The organism is Sphingomonas glaciei, assembly GCF_023380025.1.
GTDB lineage: Bacteria > Pseudomonadota > Alphaproteobacteria > Sphingomonadales > Sphingomonadaceae > Sphingomicrobium > Sphingomicrobium glaciei.
Map to the genome: position 1 here is coordinate 784,190 of NZ_CP097253.1, position 18,095 is coordinate 802,284.

21 protein-coding genes are annotated in these 18,095 nt (G+C 67.7%); 12 read left to right on the top strand and 9 right to left on the bottom strand.

Going from position 1 to position 18,095, the window contains the following annotated elements; translation table 11 throughout:
- Window positions 1-4: 4 nt before the first annotated feature.
- Genes M1K48_RS03715 through M1K48_RS03735 form a run of 5 tightly spaced genes read left to right on the top strand, consistent with a single transcriptional unit; the run spans window position 5 to window position 4,014 of the window.
- A complete protein-coding gene (locus tag M1K48_RS03715) occupies window positions 5-490 on the top strand; it encodes a YkgJ family cysteine cluster protein (protein ID WP_249504524.1) in 486 nt (161 codons plus the stop codon).
- The gene (locus M1K48_RS03720) at window positions 487-756 is read left to right on the top strand and encodes a PqqD family protein (RefSeq protein WP_249504525.1); all 270 of its coding nucleotides are present in this window, start codon (window positions 487-489) and stop codon (window positions 754-756) included. The genes M1K48_RS03715 and M1K48_RS03720 overlap by 4 nt, the downstream gene beginning before the upstream one ends.
- Window positions 753-1,535, top strand: coding sequence for a 2-(1,2-epoxy-1,2-dihydrophenyl)acetyl-CoA isomerase PaaG (paaG, locus tag M1K48_RS03725; RefSeq protein WP_249504526.1), 783 nt, complete (start codon window positions 753-755; stop codon window positions 1,533-1,535). The genes M1K48_RS03720 and paaG overlap by 4 nt, the downstream gene beginning before the upstream one ends.
- Before the next feature lie 35 nt (window positions 1,536-1,570).
- Window positions 1,571-3,595, top strand: a complete 2,025-nt coding sequence (paaZ, locus tag M1K48_RS03730; RefSeq protein ID WP_249504527.1) for a phenylacetic acid degradation bifunctional protein PaaZ — start codon at window positions 1,571-1,573, stop codon at window positions 3,593-3,595.
- Window positions 3,595-4,014, top strand: coding sequence for a VOC family protein (locus tag M1K48_RS03735; protein ID WP_249504528.1), 420 nt, complete (start codon window positions 3,595-3,597; stop codon window positions 4,012-4,014). Before paaZ ends, M1K48_RS03735 begins: the two co-directional genes overlap by 1 nt.
- Here M1K48_RS03735 and M1K48_RS03740 read toward each other — a convergent pair.
- From M1K48_RS03740 to M1K48_RS03760, 5 genes are read right to left on the bottom strand one after another with little or no spacing between them, the layout of a single operon-like run.
- On the bottom strand, window positions 4,011-4,559 hold the full coding sequence (locus M1K48_RS03740) for a F0F1 ATP synthase subunit B family protein (RefSeq protein WP_249504529.1): 549 nt from the start codon (window positions 4,557-4,559) through the stop codon (window positions 4,011-4,013). The genes M1K48_RS03735 and M1K48_RS03740 overlap by 4 nt on opposite strands.
- On the bottom strand, window positions 4,552-5,046 hold the full coding sequence (locus M1K48_RS03745) for a F0F1 ATP synthase subunit B family protein (protein ID WP_249504530.1): 495 nt from the start codon (window positions 5,044-5,046) through the stop codon (window positions 4,552-4,554). The genes M1K48_RS03740 and M1K48_RS03745 overlap by 8 nt, the downstream gene beginning before the upstream one ends.
- A gap of 28 nt (window positions 5,047-5,074) precedes the next feature.
- The gene (locus M1K48_RS03750) at window positions 5,075-5,302 is read right to left on the bottom strand and encodes a F0F1 ATP synthase subunit C (protein WP_249504531.1); all 228 of its coding nucleotides are present in this window, start codon (window positions 5,300-5,302) and stop codon (window positions 5,075-5,077) included.
- Window positions 5,303-5,326: 24 nt separating this feature from the next.
- Window positions 5,327-6,118: a F0F1 ATP synthase subunit A gene (locus M1K48_RS03755; RefSeq protein WP_249504532.1), complete on the bottom strand. Its 792-nt coding sequence runs from the start codon at window positions 6,116-6,118 to the stop codon at window positions 5,327-5,329.
- The gene (locus M1K48_RS03760; protein WP_249504533.1) at window positions 6,118-6,450 is read right to left on the bottom strand and encodes an AtpZ/AtpI family protein; all 333 of its coding nucleotides are present in this window, start codon (window positions 6,448-6,450) and stop codon (window positions 6,118-6,120) included. Before M1K48_RS03760 ends, M1K48_RS03755 begins: the two co-directional genes overlap by 1 nt.
- Before the next feature lie 172 nt (window positions 6,451-6,622).
- Between M1K48_RS03760 and M1K48_RS03765 the strand changes: the two genes are divergently transcribed.
- Window positions 6,623-7,333, top strand: a complete 711-nt coding sequence (locus M1K48_RS03765; protein ID WP_249504534.1) for a DUF3298 and DUF4163 domain-containing protein — start codon at window positions 6,623-6,625, stop codon at window positions 7,331-7,333.
- Here the strand turns inward: M1K48_RS03765 and M1K48_RS03770 are convergent.
- Genes M1K48_RS03770 through M1K48_RS03780 form a run of 3 tightly spaced genes read right to left on the bottom strand, consistent with a single transcriptional unit; the run spans window position 7,315 to window position 11,134 of the window.
- Complete coding sequence (locus M1K48_RS03770; RefSeq protein ID WP_249504535.1) at window positions 7,315-7,683, bottom strand: YdbL family protein; 369 nt, start codon at window positions 7,681-7,683, stop codon at window positions 7,315-7,317. The two genes, M1K48_RS03765 and M1K48_RS03770, sit on opposite strands and share 19 nt — an antisense overlap.
- Complete coding sequence (locus M1K48_RS03775) at window positions 7,680-7,904, bottom strand: YnbE family lipoprotein (RefSeq protein ID WP_249504536.1); 225 nt, start codon at window positions 7,902-7,904, stop codon at window positions 7,680-7,682. Before M1K48_RS03775 ends, M1K48_RS03770 begins: the two co-directional genes overlap by 4 nt.
- On the bottom strand, window positions 7,901-11,134 hold the full coding sequence (locus M1K48_RS03780; RefSeq protein WP_249504537.1) for an intermembrane phospholipid transport protein YdbH family protein: 3,234 nt from the start codon (window positions 11,132-11,134) through the stop codon (window positions 7,901-7,903). Before M1K48_RS03780 ends, M1K48_RS03775 begins: the two co-directional genes overlap by 4 nt.
- Before the next feature lie 84 nt (window positions 11,135-11,218).
- Between M1K48_RS03780 and radC the strand changes: the two genes are divergently transcribed.
- The 6 genes from radC (at window position 11,219) to purB (ending at window position 17,176) form a co-directional block, all read left to right on the top strand.
- Window positions 11,219-11,899, top strand: coding sequence for a RadC family protein (gene radC / locus M1K48_RS03785; protein WP_249504538.1), 681 nt, complete (start codon window positions 11,219-11,221; stop codon window positions 11,897-11,899).
- Between the two features lie 67 nt (window positions 11,900-11,966).
- Window positions 11,967-12,284, top strand: a complete 318-nt coding sequence (locus M1K48_RS03790) for a hypothetical protein (protein ID WP_249504539.1) — start codon at window positions 11,967-11,969, stop codon at window positions 12,282-12,284.
- A 54-nt stretch (window positions 12,285-12,338) separates the two neighbouring features.
- Window positions 12,339-14,189 carry an ABC-F family ATP-binding cassette domain-containing protein gene (locus tag M1K48_RS03795; RefSeq protein ID WP_249504540.1) on the top strand — a complete coding sequence of 617 codons (1,851 nt, stop codon included), beginning with the start codon at window positions 12,339-12,341 and terminating at the stop codon, window positions 14,187-14,189.
- Window positions 14,190-14,211: 22 nt separating this feature from the next.
- A complete protein-coding gene (locus tag M1K48_RS03800; RefSeq protein WP_249504541.1) occupies window positions 14,212-15,348 on the top strand; it encodes a cation:proton antiporter in 1,137 nt (378 codons plus the stop codon).
- Window positions 15,348-15,809, top strand: a complete 462-nt coding sequence (locus tag M1K48_RS03805) for a cation:proton antiporter (protein ID WP_249504542.1) — start codon at window positions 15,348-15,350, stop codon at window positions 15,807-15,809. The genes M1K48_RS03800 and M1K48_RS03805 overlap by 1 nt, the downstream gene beginning before the upstream one ends.
- A 47-nt stretch (window positions 15,810-15,856) precedes the next feature.
- Window positions 15,857-17,176 (top strand): adenylosuccinate lyase, encoded by a 1,320-nt coding sequence (purB, locus tag M1K48_RS03810; protein ID WP_249504543.1) that lies wholly within the window; start codon window positions 15,857-15,859, stop codon window positions 17,174-17,176.
- Here the strand turns inward: purB and M1K48_RS03815 are convergent.
- The gene (locus M1K48_RS03815) at window positions 17,173-18,090 is read right to left on the bottom strand and encodes an MBL fold metallo-hydrolase (protein WP_249504544.1); all 918 of its coding nucleotides are present in this window, start codon (window positions 18,088-18,090) and stop codon (window positions 17,173-17,175) included. The two genes, purB and M1K48_RS03815, sit on opposite strands and share 4 nt — an antisense overlap.
- Between the last annotated feature and the right edge of the window lie 5 nt (window positions 18,091-18,095).

Sequence of the window (18,095 nt, forward strand, 5' to 3'; positions counted from 1 at the left end):
AGCGATGAACGTGGAGAGCCAACTCTGCACGTCGTGCGGCCTGTGCTGCACCGGCGCCCTGCACGACGGGGTGAAACTCCAAGCGAACGAGATCGAACCGGCCCGGTCCATCGGGCTCCCGGTAAAGGTCGACGCATCTTCGACCATCTTCGCGCTGCCCTGCCCCAAGCTCGAAGGCACCGCCTGCACCATCTATGCCGTGCGCCCAAGTGCGTGCGCTGCTTATGCCTGCCGCCTGCTCGAGGAGGTGCGCGGCGGTCGGTCGCTCGATACCGCACTGCCCGTCGTCGCGGAGGCGCGCCGCCTGGCCGGGGTGTTACGAGCAGCGCTCACTCCGGAGACCAGCTTTTCCGCTTCTCGCACCCGGCGCCGGGCCGGGACCGGATCGGCCGAGGTGCTGGTGCGGTCCTTCGCCCTCGACCATTATCTCGACCGTCATTTCCGCAACCGGAGTGAAGGTCCCATTCTCAGTTCGGAGATTGCGTCATGAGCGCCACTTATCGCCGTTCCGCCGCCACCATGTCGGCCGATGTCGGTGACGACGTGGTCGCTCTTCATGCCGATAACGGCTTCGCCTACGGGATGGAGGAAGTGACCGCGACCGTCTGGCGCATGCTGGATGAACCGCGCGACCTCGACACCCTCGTGACCCGGCTCACCAATGAGTATGACGTCGAGGAAGCCGAGTGCCGCGCCGAGGTGACCGCCCTCCTCGAGCAGATGACGAGCGAAGGGCTGGTGGAGCAGGTCCGATGAGCGATCCCACCATCCTCTACGCCGAGAGCGACCGCGTCGCCCGGATCACGCTCAACCGGCCCGACCGCCTCAACAGTTTTACCGCCGCGATGCACGCGGAGTTGCGGGACGCGCTTGACCGCGCCACGGAGAGCGCCCGGGTGATCGTCCTGACCGGCGCGGGCCGCGGCTTCTGCGCGGGCCAGGACCTCAACGACCGCGCGGTCGCGCCCGGTCAGGTGGTCGACCTCGGCGAGACGGTCGAGGGGTGCTGGAACCCGCTGGTCCGCCGCTTCGCCAGCCTCAGTCAGCCGGTGATCGCCCGGGTCAACGGCGTCGCGGCCGGCGCCGGCGCGAACATCGCGCTGGCCTGCGATCTGGTGGTGGCGGGCCGCTCGGCCAAGTTCATCCAGAGCTTCGCCAACCTCGGCCTCATTCCCGACAGCGGCGGAAGCTGGCACCTGCCCCGCCTGGTCGGCCAGGCCCGCGCGCTCGGCCTCGCGCTGACCGCCGAACCGCTGCCGGCGGAGAAGGCGGCGGAATGGGGCCTGATATGGAGGTGCGTCGACGACGAGGCGCTGGACACCGAAGTCGATGCGCTGGCGACCAGGCTGGCGGGCCTCCCGCCGCTCGGCCTTGCCGCCATCAAGAAATTGATCCGCAGCAGCGGCGAACGGACCCTCGACCAGGAGCTCGACCTCCAGCGCGAGGAGATGCGGCGGCTCGGCTTCACCGAGGATTATCGCGAAGGCGTCGCGGCGTTCCTCGAGAAGCGCCCGGCAACCTACCGCGGGCGGTGACGTCCGATCTTCCTTTTATGCTTGGGTAAATTCCGATGAAGACGCAGCAACTCCTCAACTATGCCCGCGGTGAGTGGACTCCCGGCGACCCCGCCAGCCTGACCGAATTGCCGAGCGCGCTCGACGGATCGCCGGTGGCGCTGACCGGATCGGGCGGGATCGACTTCGGCGGCATGGCCCGCTTCGCCCGCGAGGTCGGCGGCCCGGCGCTGCGCGCCCTTACCTTCCACCAGCGCGCCCGGATGCTGAAGGCGCTCGGCCTTGCCATCCTCGCCCGCAAGGAGGAGCTCTACGAGCTCAACTATGCCACCGGCGCGACCCGCAAGGACGGCTGGATCGACATCGAAGGCGGCGCCGGCACATTGCTGTCCTTTTCCAGCAAGGGGCGGCGCGAGCTGCCCGATGCGCATGTCCTGCTCGACGGCCAGCTCGAGCCGCTGAGCAAGAGCCCGCTGTTCCAGGGCCAGCACGTCTACACCTCGCTGCAGGGCGTCGCGGTCCACATCAACGCCTTCAATTTCCCGGTGTGGGGCATGCTGGAGAAGCTCGCCCCCGCGCTGCTCGCCGGGGTGCCGGCGATCGTGAAGCCGGCCAGCGCCACCGCCTGGCTGGCCGAAGCCGCGTTCCGGGTGATGATAGAGGCCGGCGTGCTGCCGGAGGGCGCCGTGCAGCTGGTGGTCGGAGGGGTCGGTGACCTGTTCGATCACTTATCGGGCCAGGACGTGGTGAGCTTCACCGGCTCGGCCCAGACCGCGCTCAAGCTTCGCACCCACCCGGTGATCCAGCGCGAAAGCGTTAAGTTCATCGCCGAGCAGGACAGCCTCAATGCCTCGGTGCTTGGCCCCGACGCCGCGCCCGGCACGCCCGAGTTCGACCTGTTCGTGGCCGAGGTCGTCAACGAGATGACGGTCAAGGCAGGGCAGAAGTGCACGGCCATCCGCCGTGCGATGGTACCGACCGCTTTCTTCGCGGCGGCCGAAGAGGCGATCGCTACCCGGCTTTCGGCGCTGACGGTCGGCAATCCTCGGGAGGAGGCGACCGGCATGGGCGCTCTCGTCAGCAAGGCGCAGCGCGACAACGTGCACGAGGCGGTGGCGGCGATCCTGGCCGGAGGGGCGCGAGTCGCGTCGGGCGATCCCGAAAGCCGCACCGGGCCCGGCGGCGGCGCCTTCATGGCCCCGGTGCTGCTCTGCGCCGACGATCCCTGGGCCTGCGGGGCCGCGCATGACATCGAGCCGTTCGGGCCTGTCGCGACCCTGATGCCCTACACCGACGCGCAGGATGCGGTCCAGCTCGCCAATCGCGGCAAGGGCAGCCTTGCGCTGTCACTGTTCACCCATTCGGGTGAGGTCGCGCGCGACTTTGTGCTGGGCGCCGGCGCCTTCCACGGGCGGATGCTGGTGATCGACCGCACCAACGCCGCCTTCTCGACCGGGCATGGCAGCCCCCTGCCCGTCCTGGTCCACGGTGGGCCGGGCCGAGCCGGCGGCGGCGAGGAAATGGGCGGCATCCGCGGCGTCACCCATTATATGCAGCGTACCGCGCTCCAGGGTTCGCCCGGAATGATCGCCGCGATCACCGCGCAATATATCCCGGGCGGACCCAAGCACGTGCTGGACGCCCATCCCTTCCGCAAGCGGATGAGCGAACTCCATATCGGCGACACCCTGCGCACCGCCAGCCGCACGGTCACGGTCGAGGATATCGAACATTTCGCCCACTTCACCGGCGACACCTTTTACGCCCACATGGACGAGGAAGCGGCCAAGGCCTCGCCCATCTTCGAGGGCCGGGTCGCCCACGGCTACCTGATCCTGAGCTTCGCCGCCGGCCTGTTTGTCGACCCCGCGCCCGGCCCCGTGTTGGCCAACACTGGCCTCGAGAACCTGCGATTTCTGACGCCGCTGTATCCGGGCGATTCGATGCGGGTGGAACTGACCGTCCGCTCCAAGTCGCTGAAGAGCGAGGAGACCGGCGTGGTGCGCTGGGCGGTGGAGATCTTCAACCAGAAGGATGAACTGGTGGCGACCTACGACCTGCTCACTGAGAACGTGCCCTGATGCAGCAGGTGTCGGTCATCACGCTCGGCACCGAGGAACTGGCCCGCTCGCAGGAATTTTATCGGGACGGCTTTGGCTGGACGCCGGTGTTCGCCAACGAGGAGATCGCCTTCTACCAGATGAACGGCTTCGTTCTCGGTACCTGGCTGACCAGCGAGCTGGCCAAAGACAGCCAGCGAGCCGACCTGCATCGCCCCGGTGCCTTCGCCCTCGCCCACAATGTCGGCAGCGAAGCCGAGGTCGAGCAGCTCATCGCGAAGCTAGTCGAGGCAGGCGGGCGGATCCTCCGCCCAGCCGATGCGCCGCCGCACGGCGGTTATCGCGGTTATGTCGCCGATCCCGACGACCATGCGTGGGAGATCGCCTTCAATCCTGCGTGGTCGATCGATGACGAAGGTCGGGTGACCTTCAGCGTTTAGCGGATTCCCGCGATCGCCTGATCGATTAGCGCCTTGTCGCTGGCGCCGTCATGGCGCTCGGCGATGATCTTGGCAGCGGCCTTGCTGGCAGCATCGGCGGCGCTGGCGCGAAGCTGCTGGAGGGCGCTGCGCTCTTCGGCGGCGATCTTGTCCTCGGCCATACGGGTGCGGCGCTCGACCAGCGCGGCGGCGTCGGCCTCGGCCTTGGCGCGGATCGCTTCGGCTTCGTGCTGGGCACGTTCGAGCATCGCCCTGGCGTCACCCTCGGAGGCTGCGGCCTTGGCTTCGTAATCGGCCTTGATCTGCTCGGCCTCGGCACGCAGCGCTGCCGCTTCGTCGAGCTGGGCGCGGATCCCGGCGATCTTGCCGTCCAGCGCCTTGTTGATCGCGGCCGGGACCTTTTTCCACAGCATGATCGCGATCACGACCAGCATCGCCAGGCCGACCAGCATGGTCGCGTCGAAGCCTAGGGCCTTGGGATCGACCACATGCTCGACACCGGCTTCGACTTCGGTCGCCGCAAGGGCGTTGGCGGCATTAGCCACGGACAAGCTCCTGCTGCACGGCGGCGCGCGCCGTGCCTTCATCAATGGTCAGGGCGGACACGCGTGCGACCATCGCCGCAGTGGCTTCCGCAGCAACCGACTCGATCTCGGCCTGTGCCGAAGAGCGCGCTTCGGCGATCCGCCGCGAGGCTTCCTCGATCCGGGTCTGGGCAGCAGCGTCGGCTGCCTTGACCCGGGCTTCGGTCGCCTGCGCCGCAGCGGCCTTGGCTTCCGCGGCGACCCGCGCCGCGTCGGCCCGGCTGCGGTCGAGCGCAGCACGATTCTCCGCTTCCAGACGATCCGCGGTTTCGCGGGCGCTGGCGGCGGTGGCGAGGTCGGCCGCGATCTGCGCATCGCGCTTATCGACGGTGCCCTGGATCTTCGGGACCATCCCGAGACCCACGATCAGGAAGAGCGCGCCAAAGGTAATCGCCAGCCAGAACAGCTGCGATGCGTAGATTTCGGCGATCTGATCGAATTGAGGCATCTGGCCGTCCTTGCCCTTGGTTTCCTGCTTACGCCTTGAGGTAAAGCAGGATGGCGATGAGGAACGACAGCAGACCGAGAAGTTCGGCGGCGGCGAAGCCGATGAAGAGGCGGCCCTGCTGGCTGTCGGCAGCCGCCGGGTTGCGCAGCGCGCTCTCAAGGAACGAGCCGAAGACGTTGCCCACGCCGAGGGCAGCCATGCCGGCGCCGATGGCAGCGAGACCAGCACCGATCAGGGCTGCAGATTGAGCGTCCATGTTCTAAACTCCCTCTTATATTTTCTAGTGAAGATTGACTGCGTCGTTGAGATACAGTGACGTCAGAAGCGCGAAGACATAGGCCTGGATCGCGGCGACCAGCAGCTCGAGGCCGCTGATGCCGATCATCAGGGCGAAGCTCGGGATGGCGACCAGCGGGGTCAGTAGCGGGCTCGACAGGTTGACGCCCTGGATCACGAAGCCGGCGAGCACCTTCAAGAGCACGTGGCCGGCGGTCATCGCGACGAACAGTCGCAGCGCCAGGCTGAACGGGCGGACCATGAAGGACACGAACTCGACCGGAACCAGGATCGGAAGCATCCACCACGGCGCACCGTGCGGCACGAACAGGCTGAAGAAGTGGAAGCCATGCTTGGCGAAGCCGACCACCAGCACGATGGCGAACGACACGATCGCCAGCACCGCGGTGACGGTCAGGTGGCTGGTGACGGTAAAAGGGTGGACGCCGGGGACCAGGCCGAACGGCAGCAGACCCAGCATGTTGGCGAACAAGATGAAGATGAAAATGGTGAACACGTAGGGCACGAACTTGCGGCCCGCGGGGCCGATGTTCTGGTCCATCATGCTGGTGATGAAACCGGTGACGCCCTCGACCGCGGCCTGCCAGCGGCCCGGAACCAGCGCCCGCTTCATTCCGCCCAGCATGAACAGCCACACGGCGGCCAGCGTGAACAGCATCCACAGCGAACTGTTCGTGAAGGCGATCGAATGGCCCGCAACGGTCCAGTCCTGGCCGAACAAGGGTTCGACCTGGAACTGATGCATCGGATCGATCTTGCCCGATTCGGCGGCCACTAAAGGTCCCTCTTCGTCTTCGTGTTCGTGTTCGAAATCTTGATGATGCTCCAGAACCCGCTGGCGGTGCCGAGCACCATCAGCGTGATGAAGAGCGTCGGCCACGTTCCCAGCAGCTCGTCGAGGAGCCAGCCGATCAGTGTCCCGCCAAGCAGTCCGCCGATCAGGAGACTAAGCACCTTCTGCCCCATCTGCTCACTAGCATCCGAGGCCGGTGCCTTGCCGGTCCTGACCGCTTCCTTCCGCTGTGCCTCGGCCAGCCTTTCTTCAAGGCGATCGAGACGTGCATCGGCGGGAAGCCTGTCGTCCTGCCCCGGGCCGTCTTCCACCATGCTCAACTCCATCATGTGCGTCGCGAAGCTCCAGGAAAGAGCGGCGCTGCGCGGTTCAGGCAAGGAACATGGCGGCGTCAGAGCCCGCCAAGGCGCGGCCCCTTTAGCAGGGCGTGTGGCAAGGTCAACCGCAAGCCGTGGAGCGCGGCGCGAAACCGGGTTAGATGGGGCCATGCTCAGCCTCCTCCTGCTCGCCGCCGCAGCGCCCGTCACCGTTGCCGAAAAGTCAGTCCTGCTCGATTTTCGCTATGGCTGGTCGGCCGAGGCCGACGCCGTTCCCGCGCTTCGCAGGCGGTTCCGGGCCGATGCCTCCAGCCAGCGACTGCGAGGACTGGCCACCGCGCGGGAGGATCGCAAGGTCCGGCTCGAGATGGGCAATCCGGCGCGCGACTGGTCGCCGCACAGTTTCGAGCGCGAATGGCGGACCCTCGGGCAGACCCCTCGGCTTCTGTCGCTGGAGGGGTCGACCGCCCTCTACAGCGGGGGTGCGCACGGCAATTCGCATACCCAGCGGCTGATCTGGGACCGCAGGCTTGGCCGCGAACTGTCGATCCAGGCCCTGCTCAAGCCAGGGACGAGCTGGCAGGCGGCGATCCACCAGCCCTTTTGCACCTTGCTGTCGCGGGAGCGCCGAAAGCGGCTCGGTCCCGACCAACCAGGCTATGATCCCGGCTGCCCGGCCTACAACGACCTGCCGGTCTCCCTGGTCGATACCGACAGGGACCGGCTGTTCGATCACGTCCGGCTGACCGCCGACCCCTATGTCGCGGGCTCCTATGCCGAAGGCGAATATATGATCGAGCTGCCGATCACGGCGACCATGATCAGCCGCCTCCGGCCCGACTATCGGGCCAGTTTCGAGGCTCAGCCGCCGGTACAGTAATCGGGCACCGGCACGGCCTGTCCCGCAGCGCGCCGCCGCCATTGGCCGTCCGCCAGCATGTAGCTTTCGCCCACCGCGACCCGCGCCAGAAGCGTACAGCCGGCGGTGATCCCGACTTCCTGCGGGCTGACCCCGCGACGCTGCGCCAGGTCGGAATAGAGCGCACGGCGGCGGATGTTGATCGCCTCGGTCTGGGTCCGCGCCTGCGGGCTTGGCTGGACCAAAGTATAGCCGAGATAGCCGTCGAAGCGCTCCCCAACCTGCCCCGCGGACCGCGCGTCGAAGTAAGCGCTCTGCGCCGCAGCCGTTCCGGCGACCGCCACCAGCGCGAGCCCCGCCCAGCGGATCATCGCTGCCCCGTGGTGCCTGGCGTCGTGGTTGCAGGCCGCTGGGGAAAGGCTTCGGGATTCTGGTTGATCAGCGTGTCGACATCGCGCTGCATCCGGACCAGCACTTCTTGGCGGATCGCGACGTTGAGGTTGATCTCGATCGGCTTCTCGGGCGTGCGGACGTTGACGCAGCCGGTCAGTGCGACGCCAAGCGGGACGGCGATCAGAATAAGCCTTCTCATGGGCGGCTACCTTGTTCTTCGACGGGGGTCTGGGTCTGGGTGGAATCTTCCTCGCGGCGGCGGACCTCGGTGACGATGCCGGGGATATTGCCGAGCGGGCGGTCGAGGGTGGTGTCGATCAGGGTTCGCGGATCGCGCAGCGACTTGGCGGTGCCGATCAGCGCGCGGAAAGGCCCACGGATCGAGACGTTGAACTTGAGCGGGATGCGGCCGACGAAGCGGCTGATCAGCTTCTGCGTGCCGTTGGTCCCGGCCAGGCCGACTCCATCGATCACCAGCGTCGTTCCGAACTCGCCCGCGAGGTCGCCGTCCAGGCGAATGATCATCGAGCGGAAGCGCAGGTCGCGCAGGGCGTTGAAGGCGAGGTTGCCGGCGGTCCCGAGGTTCGCCTTGTTGACCGCGCCGCTGTACGACAGGCGCCCGCCCGGAGCGCGGCTGTCGAGCCGGCCCCCGACGATGCGCCCGCCGCTGTCGTCGAAGATCATCGGCAATACGCCGTCGAAGCGGCCCTCGGCCTTGATGTCGTTGAAGCCGAAGCTGTTGACGAACATGTTGGCGTCAAGCCCGCGGACCTCGAAGGTCAGCCGCTTGGGGCTGGGCCGGCCAAGGTTGAGCACGGTTTCGCGCAGGATTAGCTCGCCGCCCATGAACGGCCAGCGCCCGGCCTGGATGCGGACCAGCTGGCCGGGCAGCAGCTGGTAGCTGATGACGCCATTCTCGACCAGGATGCCGGGGTTGATGGTGGCGACGCTGACGGTCTGTCCGGGCGCGGTCTCAAGCCCAAGCAGGTCGGTGAAGCGGATGGTGCCGGCAAGCCCGGTCACGGGACCGAAGGCGGCGGCGAGATCGGTGCCGGTCGTCGAAAATTCGCCGGTCGAGGTGACTTCGCCCGACCCGTTCCAGGCGATCTGCCCCTGCCCCGTCACCGTTCCGTTGACCAGCGCGATGACTCCCTCGGTCAGGCGGGTGATCATCTCCGGCTGGAGGCCATTCTGGGCGAATCGCAGCCCGGGGACATCGAGCGTCGCATTCCCAGTGCCCCGTCCGAGATCGTGCCGGATCGCGACATTGGTCACCAGCGCGCCGGTCGCTGGGTGGCGGAGCGAGCCGCCGGCGCGGATGTCGCTACCCTGCAGCGAGAAGCTGAGGTCGGTCGAGCGCAAGGGGTAGAAGCGCGGCTCGGGCGAGCCGATGTCGCTGGCCGTCGCCGCGCCGTTCACGGTCAGGCGATTGCGATAGTAGAGCCAGCGGCCATCGGCCTCGGTCAGCTTGATCGGCACCCGGCCGATGGTCGCATCGGCGCTGGCGAAGGTGCCGTTGATGCCGCTGCCCTTGAAGGTGCCTTGCAGCCGCCCGGCGTTGAGAAGGACCGGGGCCTCGGGATTGCCGAGGCGGGCCGCCACCGTGGTGAAGTCGAATCCGCGCGATCCGACCAAGGCACCGCGCGCGGCACGGGCGGCGAACGGCGAGGCGCCGAGCCGGCCGTTGAGCGACAGGTCGCGAGTGAAGGCGCGCACCGCAACGTCGCCATCGGGCTGGCGGAACACCACCGCCTGGCCGACCGCGCAGACCGGCAAGCGGGTCTGTCCCAGCGTAAGCGCGCCAAGGCGCAGACTGGCGAAGGACAGCGGCACGCAGCCCTGCCCGAACGCCAGCCGCTGGCCCGGCCCGATCGTGCCGCTGACCGGCACCCGCAGGCCGGTGATCGTTCCTCCCGACAGCGGCCCGTCGAGCAGGGCCACGGTTTCGACCCGCGTGCCCTCGGTGTTGAGCGCCGCAAAGCGCACCGGGTCGAGTGCCAGTCTCGCTCCGCCGGCGGCATAGGGTTGCATGACTAACCGGCCGCTCATCGGACCTCCGGCGCGCGGCATGGAGAGGGCGAGATCGGCGGTCGGGAGGCCCCCACCGGCGGTGCGCACCCGGCCGTCGACGCGCAGCCGATTGGTCGGCCAGTAATAGGTGATCCCGTCGCCACCGCCGCCGACCAGCACCCGCGCGCCCGACGCACTGCGGACGTCTGCGGTCTCGACCCGGACCGCTCCGCCGCCGGTGACATTGACCAGGCGCAGCTTGCCCGAGGCATTCATCGCCCGGGTGGCGCGATCGAAGCCTGCCTGCAGGGCCCGCGCGATCGGCTCCAGGGGCGTCCCCCCGGCCCCGCTGAGCGCCCCGGTCAGAGGGCCGGTCAGGGAAGGATCGAGATCGACCCCGTTCGCGCCGTAATCGGCCACCAGCGTGATCTGGCCGCGCGCGGCATTGAGCAGGTAACTGCCGTCGAGCCGGGTCCGGGCCGCGGTCAGCTGCGCCATCCGAGCACCGGCCGCGCTCAGCTTGACGGTGCCGAGCAACTGGCTCGGCTGCCCGCCAAAGGTCAGGTCGGCATTGAAGCGGTCGAGGCGGTTGACCCCGGCTACCAGCGCCATCGCGCTCATCCGCCCGCTGCCGGTGAAGCGATCGAACCCTTCGGTGAACCGGCTGTCGATGTCGAAGCGGGGCTGCGCGATTGCGATATTGCTGGCCGGGCAGGCGAAGTTGGAGGCGCTCAGCGGACCGCTGACCTGCGGGCGGCGGGCGGCGACCGACACGGCCAGCGCGGCGCGCATGCCGGTGAGCGTGCAGCGCCCCGCATCGAGGCTCGGCGAAGCGGCGGCAAGCCGACCCTTGAAGCCGCCGGTCAGCTTGCCGGCACCTTCGACGGCGATCCCGATCGGCCCATAGGGCGTCGCCATCGCGATCGAGGTGTCGGCCAGGTCGACGCTGATGTCGGGCAGCGAGAACGGCTTGCCCGAAGGCGGCGGAAGCAGCCGGTCGACCTGTCCCCAGCTGACGCGGCGGCCGATAACGCGGCCATTCAGCCGGACCCCCCGCGCCACCACGCGGTAGAATTCGACCTGCCCGTTCCACTTGATCCGCATCTGGATCTGCGCCAGCCGCGCGGTGAGGTCGGGCCGGCGCGGATCGCCGATCACCAGGTTCGAGACCTGCTGGGTGCGAAGCCCGATCCGGTCGAGCTTGAAGCTGGCCTGCACCCCTCGGCGTTCTAGCTCCCGGCTGAGGATATTCGTGGCGATCGGGCGGCGCTGGCTCCACAGCACGATCGCGGCGATCACCAGCAGGACCAGCAGCGCGACCAGCACGATGCCGATGAAGCGAGGCACGGCGCGGCGGCGGCGTCCGGCGATCGGCTCCGCTCCTTCCCCGTCGCTACTGGCCGTCGCTTCGTTCGTCACAGACCCGTTCTAACCTTCCGTGTCGCAGCTCGTTCCGCAAGCGACATGTTGCAAGCGCGGCCGCGAAGGCATAGCCTGTCTCCCATGGGCGACAAGCCGAATGGCGCCGATGGGCATCGCGCGCGCCTTCGGCATCGGCTGCTGGACGGCGGTGGCGACGCCTTGCTCGACCATGAGCTGGTTGAATATCTGCTGACTCTCGCCATTCCCCGACGCGATACCAAGCCTTTGGCAAAGCAGCTGATTTCCTCGTTCGGCGGGCTTGGACCCTTGCTCGAGGCACCGCCCGAGGTGCTTCGCCGTGAGGGCCTGACCGACGGCGTGATCGGCGCGCTGGCGATCGCCCGCGCGACCGCTCTGCGCCTGCTCGAAACTCGCACCGAGGGCCGCCCTCTGCTGTCGAGCTGGGACGCGCTCGGCGACTATCTGCAGGCGGCGATGAGCCACGGGCAAATCGAGGAAGTCCGGGTGCTGTTCCTCAACGCCAAGAACGTGCTGATCGCCAACGAGGCGATGTGGCGCGGATCGGTCGACGAGGCGGCGGTCCATGTCCGCGAGGTGATCGCCCGCGCCATCGCGCTCGGGGCGACCGCGATCATCCTCGTCCACAACCACCCGAGCGGCGATCCCACCCCCAGCCAGCAGGACATCCGCCTGACCCGCGACATCGTCGATGCCGGGCGGCACATGAAGATCACCGTACACGACCATGTCATCGTCGGCGCCCAGGGACGCAGCAGCATGCGGGCCATGGGGCTGATGTAGCGATGTTGCGAAAGCGCCTGAGCACGCCGACATGCGGGGCATAAAAGCACCGCGTGGCCCTCGCCGGTTGGTCGATTACGAGCTTTCGTCACGGGCACCCATTTATGGGTCGCTGATCGTTGCGGTCGGCGCGCTCTTCGCCTTGCCGCCGCAGGTGATTCTGCGGGAGCCGTGGTCACTGATTGGCGCGGCCCTTCTTTCCGGTAGCTGGTTCGCCTTCGCAGGATGGCGCGCCTGGCGCCTGTTACGCGCGACCGCCCTCAAGGGCGATCAAAGCTACGATCGCGACGTCCGGCCGATGCTTTCCAAGGAATATCGGGATAGCGAGAGCGCGACGGCGGCCCGGCGGCGCAAGCGTAATCCGACGTCGGATGGCTCGGCCTAGCCGGCTCGACCACACGCCTTCAGTTCGCCACGAAAAACGTGTAGGCGCGCGCCCATGCTGACTATCAACGGAATCACGGTTCGCCTTGGCGGGCGGACCATCCTCGACCGTGCCACCGCCACGATCCGCCCGAAGAGCCGCGTCGGGCTGATCGGCCGCAACGGCGCCGGCAAGTCGACCCTGATGAAGGTGATGATCGGCCAGCTCGAAGCCGACGACGGAGAGATCGAGATGCCCAAGCGCACTCGCCTCGGCTATATCGCGCAGGAAGCGCCGAGCGGCGATGCCACCCCGTTCGACACCGTCCTTGCCGCCGATACCGAGCGCGCCGCGCTGATGATCGAGGCCGAGGATTACAGCGACATGGACCGCCTCGGCGAGGTGCATGAGCGGCTGCTGGCGATCGACGCCTACGGTGCCCCGTCGCGCGCCGCGCGGATCCTGCTCGGGCTCGGCTTCGATGAGGAAATGCAGGGCCGCCCGCTCGACAGCTTCTCGGGCGGGTGGAAGATGCGCGTGGCGCTCGCCGCCCTGCTCTTCTCCGAACCCGACATCCTGCTGCTCGACGAGCCGTCGAACCACCTCGACCTCGAAGCGACGCTGTGGCTTGAGAATTTCCTCAAGGATTACAGCGGCACTTTGGTCGTCATCAGCCACGAGCGCGACCTCCTCAACAATGTGGTCGACACCATCCTCCACGTCGAGGGCGGCCGGCTTACGCAATATGCCGGCGGCTACGACGATTTCGAGCGGCAGCGGGCCGAGCGCGCGGCGCAGCTCGCCGCGGCCAAGGCCAGCCAGGACGCGCAGCGTGCGCGGCTGCAGGATTATATCGCCCGCAATTCGGCCCGTGCCTCGACCGCCAAACAGGCGCAGAGCCGGGCCAAGATGCTGGCCAAGATGCAGCCGATCGCGGCAATGGCCGACGATCCCTCGCTCAGCTTCGCCTTCCCCAGCCCGACCGAATTGAAGCCGCCGCTGATCACGCTGGAAATGGCGGCGGTCGGCTACAGCGAGACGCCGATCCTGCGGAAGCTCAACCTCAGGATCGATCCCGACGACCGGATCGCGCTGCTCGGCCGCAACGGCAACGGCAAGACCACGCTGGCCCGACTGCTTGCAGCGCAGCTCGCGCCGATGGAGGGCGGAATGACCGCCACCGGCAAGATGCGGGTCGGCTATTTCACCCAATATCAGGTCGAGGAACTGCACGGCGACGAGACCCCCCTGATGCACATGAGCCGCGCCATGGAGGGCCAGTCCCCCGCCGCGGTGCGCGCGCAGCTTGGACGCTTCGGGTTCTCGGGCGACAAGGCGACCACGCTCACCAGCAAGCTGTCGGGCGGCGAGCGGGCGCGGCTGGCGCTGGCGCTGATCACCCGCGAGGCGCCGCACCTGCTGATCCTCGACGAGCCGACCAACCACTTGGACGTCGATGCCCGCGAGGCACTGGTCCAGGCGCTCAACGACTATGACGGCGCGGTCATACTGATCAGCCACGATCGCCACATGGTCGAGCTGACCGCCGACCGGCTGGTGCTGGTCGATGACGGCCGCGCGGTCGATTATGCCGGCAGCATCGAGGATTACATCGACCTGGTGCTCGGGCGTAACCAGCCCAAAGCCGAGGCCAAGCCCAAGGCCCCCAAGGGCGCCAAGGCCCGCGAGGACGCCAAGGCGCTGAAGAAGGCGACCGATGAGGCCGAAAAGGAGAGCCTGCGCCTTGCCGAGCAGCGCTCCGAACTGGACCGCGCCATGTTCAACCCGTCCGGCGCCGATCCCCAGTTCGCGCGCCTGTCGATGAGCGAGCTGTCGCAGCGCCGGGCCAAGGTCGCTGCCGCCCTGGAGGAAGCCGAAGCGCGCTGGATGGCGCTGGCCGAAAAGCTGGAACGCGAAGCGGCCTGACGGGGCACGAACGGGGGGCACGATGAACGCAGTCGAGACGTTCGAACTGGTCCTGCTGCTGCTTGCGGCGGTGGTCGGCCTCCATGCATTTGCCGACAAGCTTCGCTTTCCGCCCTCGGCTGCGCTGCTCGTCGGCGGAGGTCTCCTCGCCTTCATTCCCGGCCTGCCGCAGGTGACGCTCGATCCCGAACTGGCGTTGGTCCTTTTCCTCCCGCCGCTGCTGTTCGATGGCGCTTACTTCACCGCCTACGGACGCTTCCGCGCGCATCTGCCGGGCATCATCTCGCTGGCTGTCGGAGCGGTGGTCTTCACCACCTGCCTCGTCGCGGTTGCGGTGAAGTGGCTGGTGCCGGGCCTGCCCTGGGCTGCCTGCTTCGCGCTTGGCGCCATCGTCTCGCCTCCGGACGCCGTCTCGGCGCGCGCCATACTCCAGCGCGTCCAGCTTCCCCGCCGTTTGCAGGCTCTGCTGGAGGGCGAAAGCCTGCTCAACGACGCGACGGGACTGGTGCTGTTCCGCTTCGCCGTCGCCGCAACGTTGAGCGGTGCGTTCAGCACCGGCGAGGCGATGGCGAGCTTTGCCGTCCTCGCGCTGGGCGGAGCGGCGTTCGGGCTGATATTCGGCCGCCTGGCCGTGCTGCTGCTCAAGACGATCGAGGACCGCACCTTGTTCGTCACGACCACCGCCCTGATCTGCTGGGCGGCCTATCTTGGCGGCGAGGCGCTCCACGTTTCGGGTGTCATCGCCACCGTGGCGGCTGGCCTGGTGGTCGGCTGGTACCAGCATGAGGTGATGCCGGCGCGGGTGCGGATCCAGGGCACCGGCTTCTGGCGGACGATGATCTTCTCGCTCGAGGCACTGGTCTTCATCCTGATCGGCTTCTCGCTCCGCAGCGTGGTCGACCGGGCGGGCGGGTTCGCCGAGGTCACCGCGACCATGGCCGGTCCAGTGCTCGGCATCATCGTCGCAGTGACGGCCGCGCGCTTCCTGTGGGTGTTCGGAAGCGACGCGCTGCTCGCCCTGCTCCGCCGCGCGGGCGTGCGCCGCGCACGGCCGGTGGGGACGCGGCAGGCGGGCGTGCTGGCGTGGACCGGCATGCGAGGCGTCGTCACGCTGGCGGTCGCGCTCACCCTTCCTGACACCATGCCGGCCGCGACCTGATGCTGATCGCCGCCTTCGCCGTGATCCTGGTCACTGTGGTGATCCAGGGCGCGAGCCTCGGCTGGCTGATCCGCCGTCTCGAACCGAAGGACAGCGATCCCGCGCCGCCGATGAGCCTCCCGCAGGCCGAGGCGACGGTCGCCAAGGCCAAGCTTCGCGCGGTCGAGGCCAATGCCTATGACGAGCGTGGCGAACTGATCCATCCCCACCTGCTCGAGCAGCAGCAGGCGCGGGCGCGGGCGACCGAACGCTATGCGAGCGACGCCGACGGCTTCATGGACGGGATCCAGTCGCATTTCGACGTCATGCTGCTAGTCATCGCGGAGGGGCGCCGCGAGCTCCTCGCCCTCCATCGCGCCGGCAAGATCGAGGACGAGGTACTGCACGACCTCGAACGTGACCTCGATCTCGAAGAAGTCAGCATCACCTTCCAGCGCGGCGCCCAGCTCGACCTTCGCTGAGGCCCACGCGTTGCGGCGACGGCCCTCCCCTGCTAGCGGGCGCGGCCATGGTTCCACGCTATTCCCGCCCCGCCATGACCGCCATCTGGACGGCTGAAAACCGCTTTCGCATCTGGTGGGACATCGAAGTCTTCGCCGCGGAGGCGATGGGCGAGATCGGGATGATCCCGCAGGAGGACGCCGCCAGGATCCTCGCCGCGCGCGACCGGATCGAGCCGATCGACGTGCCGGCGATCGACGCGATCGAGGCGGTCACCAAGCATGACGTCATCGCCTTCCTGACATGGGCCGGCGACAAGCTGGGCGACGAGCGCCGTTGGCTGCACCAGGGGATGACCAGCAGCGACGTGCTGGACACTGCGCTCAACGTCCAACTGACGCAGGCCGCCGACATTCTGATCGAGGACCTGAAGCAATTGCTGGCGGTGCTCGAACGGCGCGCTTTCGAGCATAAGCTGACGCCCACTATCGGCCGCAGCCACGGCATTCACGCCGAGCCGGTCACCTTTGGCCTCAAGCTAGCACAAGCCCACGCCGAGTTCGCCCGCAACCTGAAGCGTCTCGAGGCAGCACGCGAAGAGATCGCCACCTGCGCCATCTCTGGCGCGGTGGGCACCTTCGCCAATATCGATCCCCGGGTCGAGGAGCATGTCGCCAGGCGGCTTGGCCTGACCCCGGAGCCGACCTCGACCCAGGTCATTCCGCGCGACCGCCACGCCATGTTCTTTGCGGTGCTTGGCGTGATCGCCTCGAGCATCGAGCGGCTCGCGACCGAGGTCCGCCACCTGCAGCGGACCGAAGTGCTGGAGGCGGAGGAATATTTCTCGCCTGGCCAGAAGGGCTCCAGCGCGATGCCGCACAAGCGCAATCCGGTGCTGACCGAAAACCTCACGGGCCTCTCGCGGGTGGTCCGCAGCGCCGTCCTGCCGGCGATGGAGAATGTCGCGCTGTGGCATGAGCGGGACATCTCGCACTCCAGCGTCGAGCGCTTTATCGGCCCGGACGCGACCATCACCCTCGACTTCGCGCTGGCGCGGCTGACGGGCGTCATCGACAAGCTTCTGATCTACCCCGAGCGGATGCAGAAGAACCTCGACCGGATGGGCGGGCTGGTCCACTCGCAGCGTGTGCTGCTGGCGCTGACCCAGGCAGGGCTCAGCCGCGAGGACGCCTATGCCAAGGTCCAGCGCAACGCGATGATGGTGTGGGAGTCGGACGGCGCCCTGTCGCTGCTCGACCTGCTGAAGGCCGACCCCGAGGTCACCGCCGTTCTGCCGCCCGAAAAGCTCGAGGAGAGCTTCGACCTCGGCTACCATTTCCGCCAGGTCGACACGATCTTCGAGCGGGTGTTCGGTCCCTCCGCCTAGCGCCGGCGGGCCGGCTGCAGCTTCGGCTTCAGCTCGTCGTACATCGTTTCGACGAAACGATCGGGCTTGATGAAGCCGGTGGTCGAAACCTTGCCGTCGTAAGCCGCCGTCGGGCGCGAGGCGACGACCTGCGCCTTGGTCCGGCCCGCCCTTATCACCGCCGCGACCTTGGCGCGGATGTCGACCAGCATGGCGTGATAGGCCTGCAGATCCTCGCGGGTCGCGACCGGACCGTGGCCAGGGATGACCTTGCCGCCCGGTTTGACGATGCCGAGAGCGGTCTTGGCCGCTGCGATCATCCCGTCGATCGAGCCGCCGCTTTCGCGGTCGATGAAGGGATAGGTCGCCTTGAAGAAGAAGGTGTCGCCCATGTGGAGCACGTTGGCGCCGGTCCAGTAGACCAGCGCGTCGCCGTCGGTATGCGCATTGTCGACATGCACGATGCGGATGTCGTCACCGTTGAGGTGGAAGGTCACCCCTTGCGCGAAGGTCACGACTGGGAGCCCGGCCTTGGGCGTCGCCTTCAGCGTCTGGTTCATCTGCTTGGAAAAGGTGTCGACGCTCATCCGGCGGCGTACATTGTCATGCGCGACGATGACGGCGCCGGCACGGCCAAACGCCTCGTTCCCGCCCGTGTGGTCACCATGCCAGTGGGTGTTGATGACGAAGCGGATCGGGTCAGCATCGACCGACTTCACCGCCGCGTCGATTTTGGGCACCAGCGGCGCGAACTGGTCGTCGATGATGACGTTGCCGTCCTCGCCATAGCTGAGGCCGATGTTGCCCCCCGCACCGAACAGCACCGCTACGCCGGGGGCGATGCGCTCGACCTTCACCTCGACCTTGGAATAATCCTGCTGGGCAGTGGCCGGGCTGGCAATCGTGGCGAGTAGAATGAGGCTCAAGCGGCGCATGATGG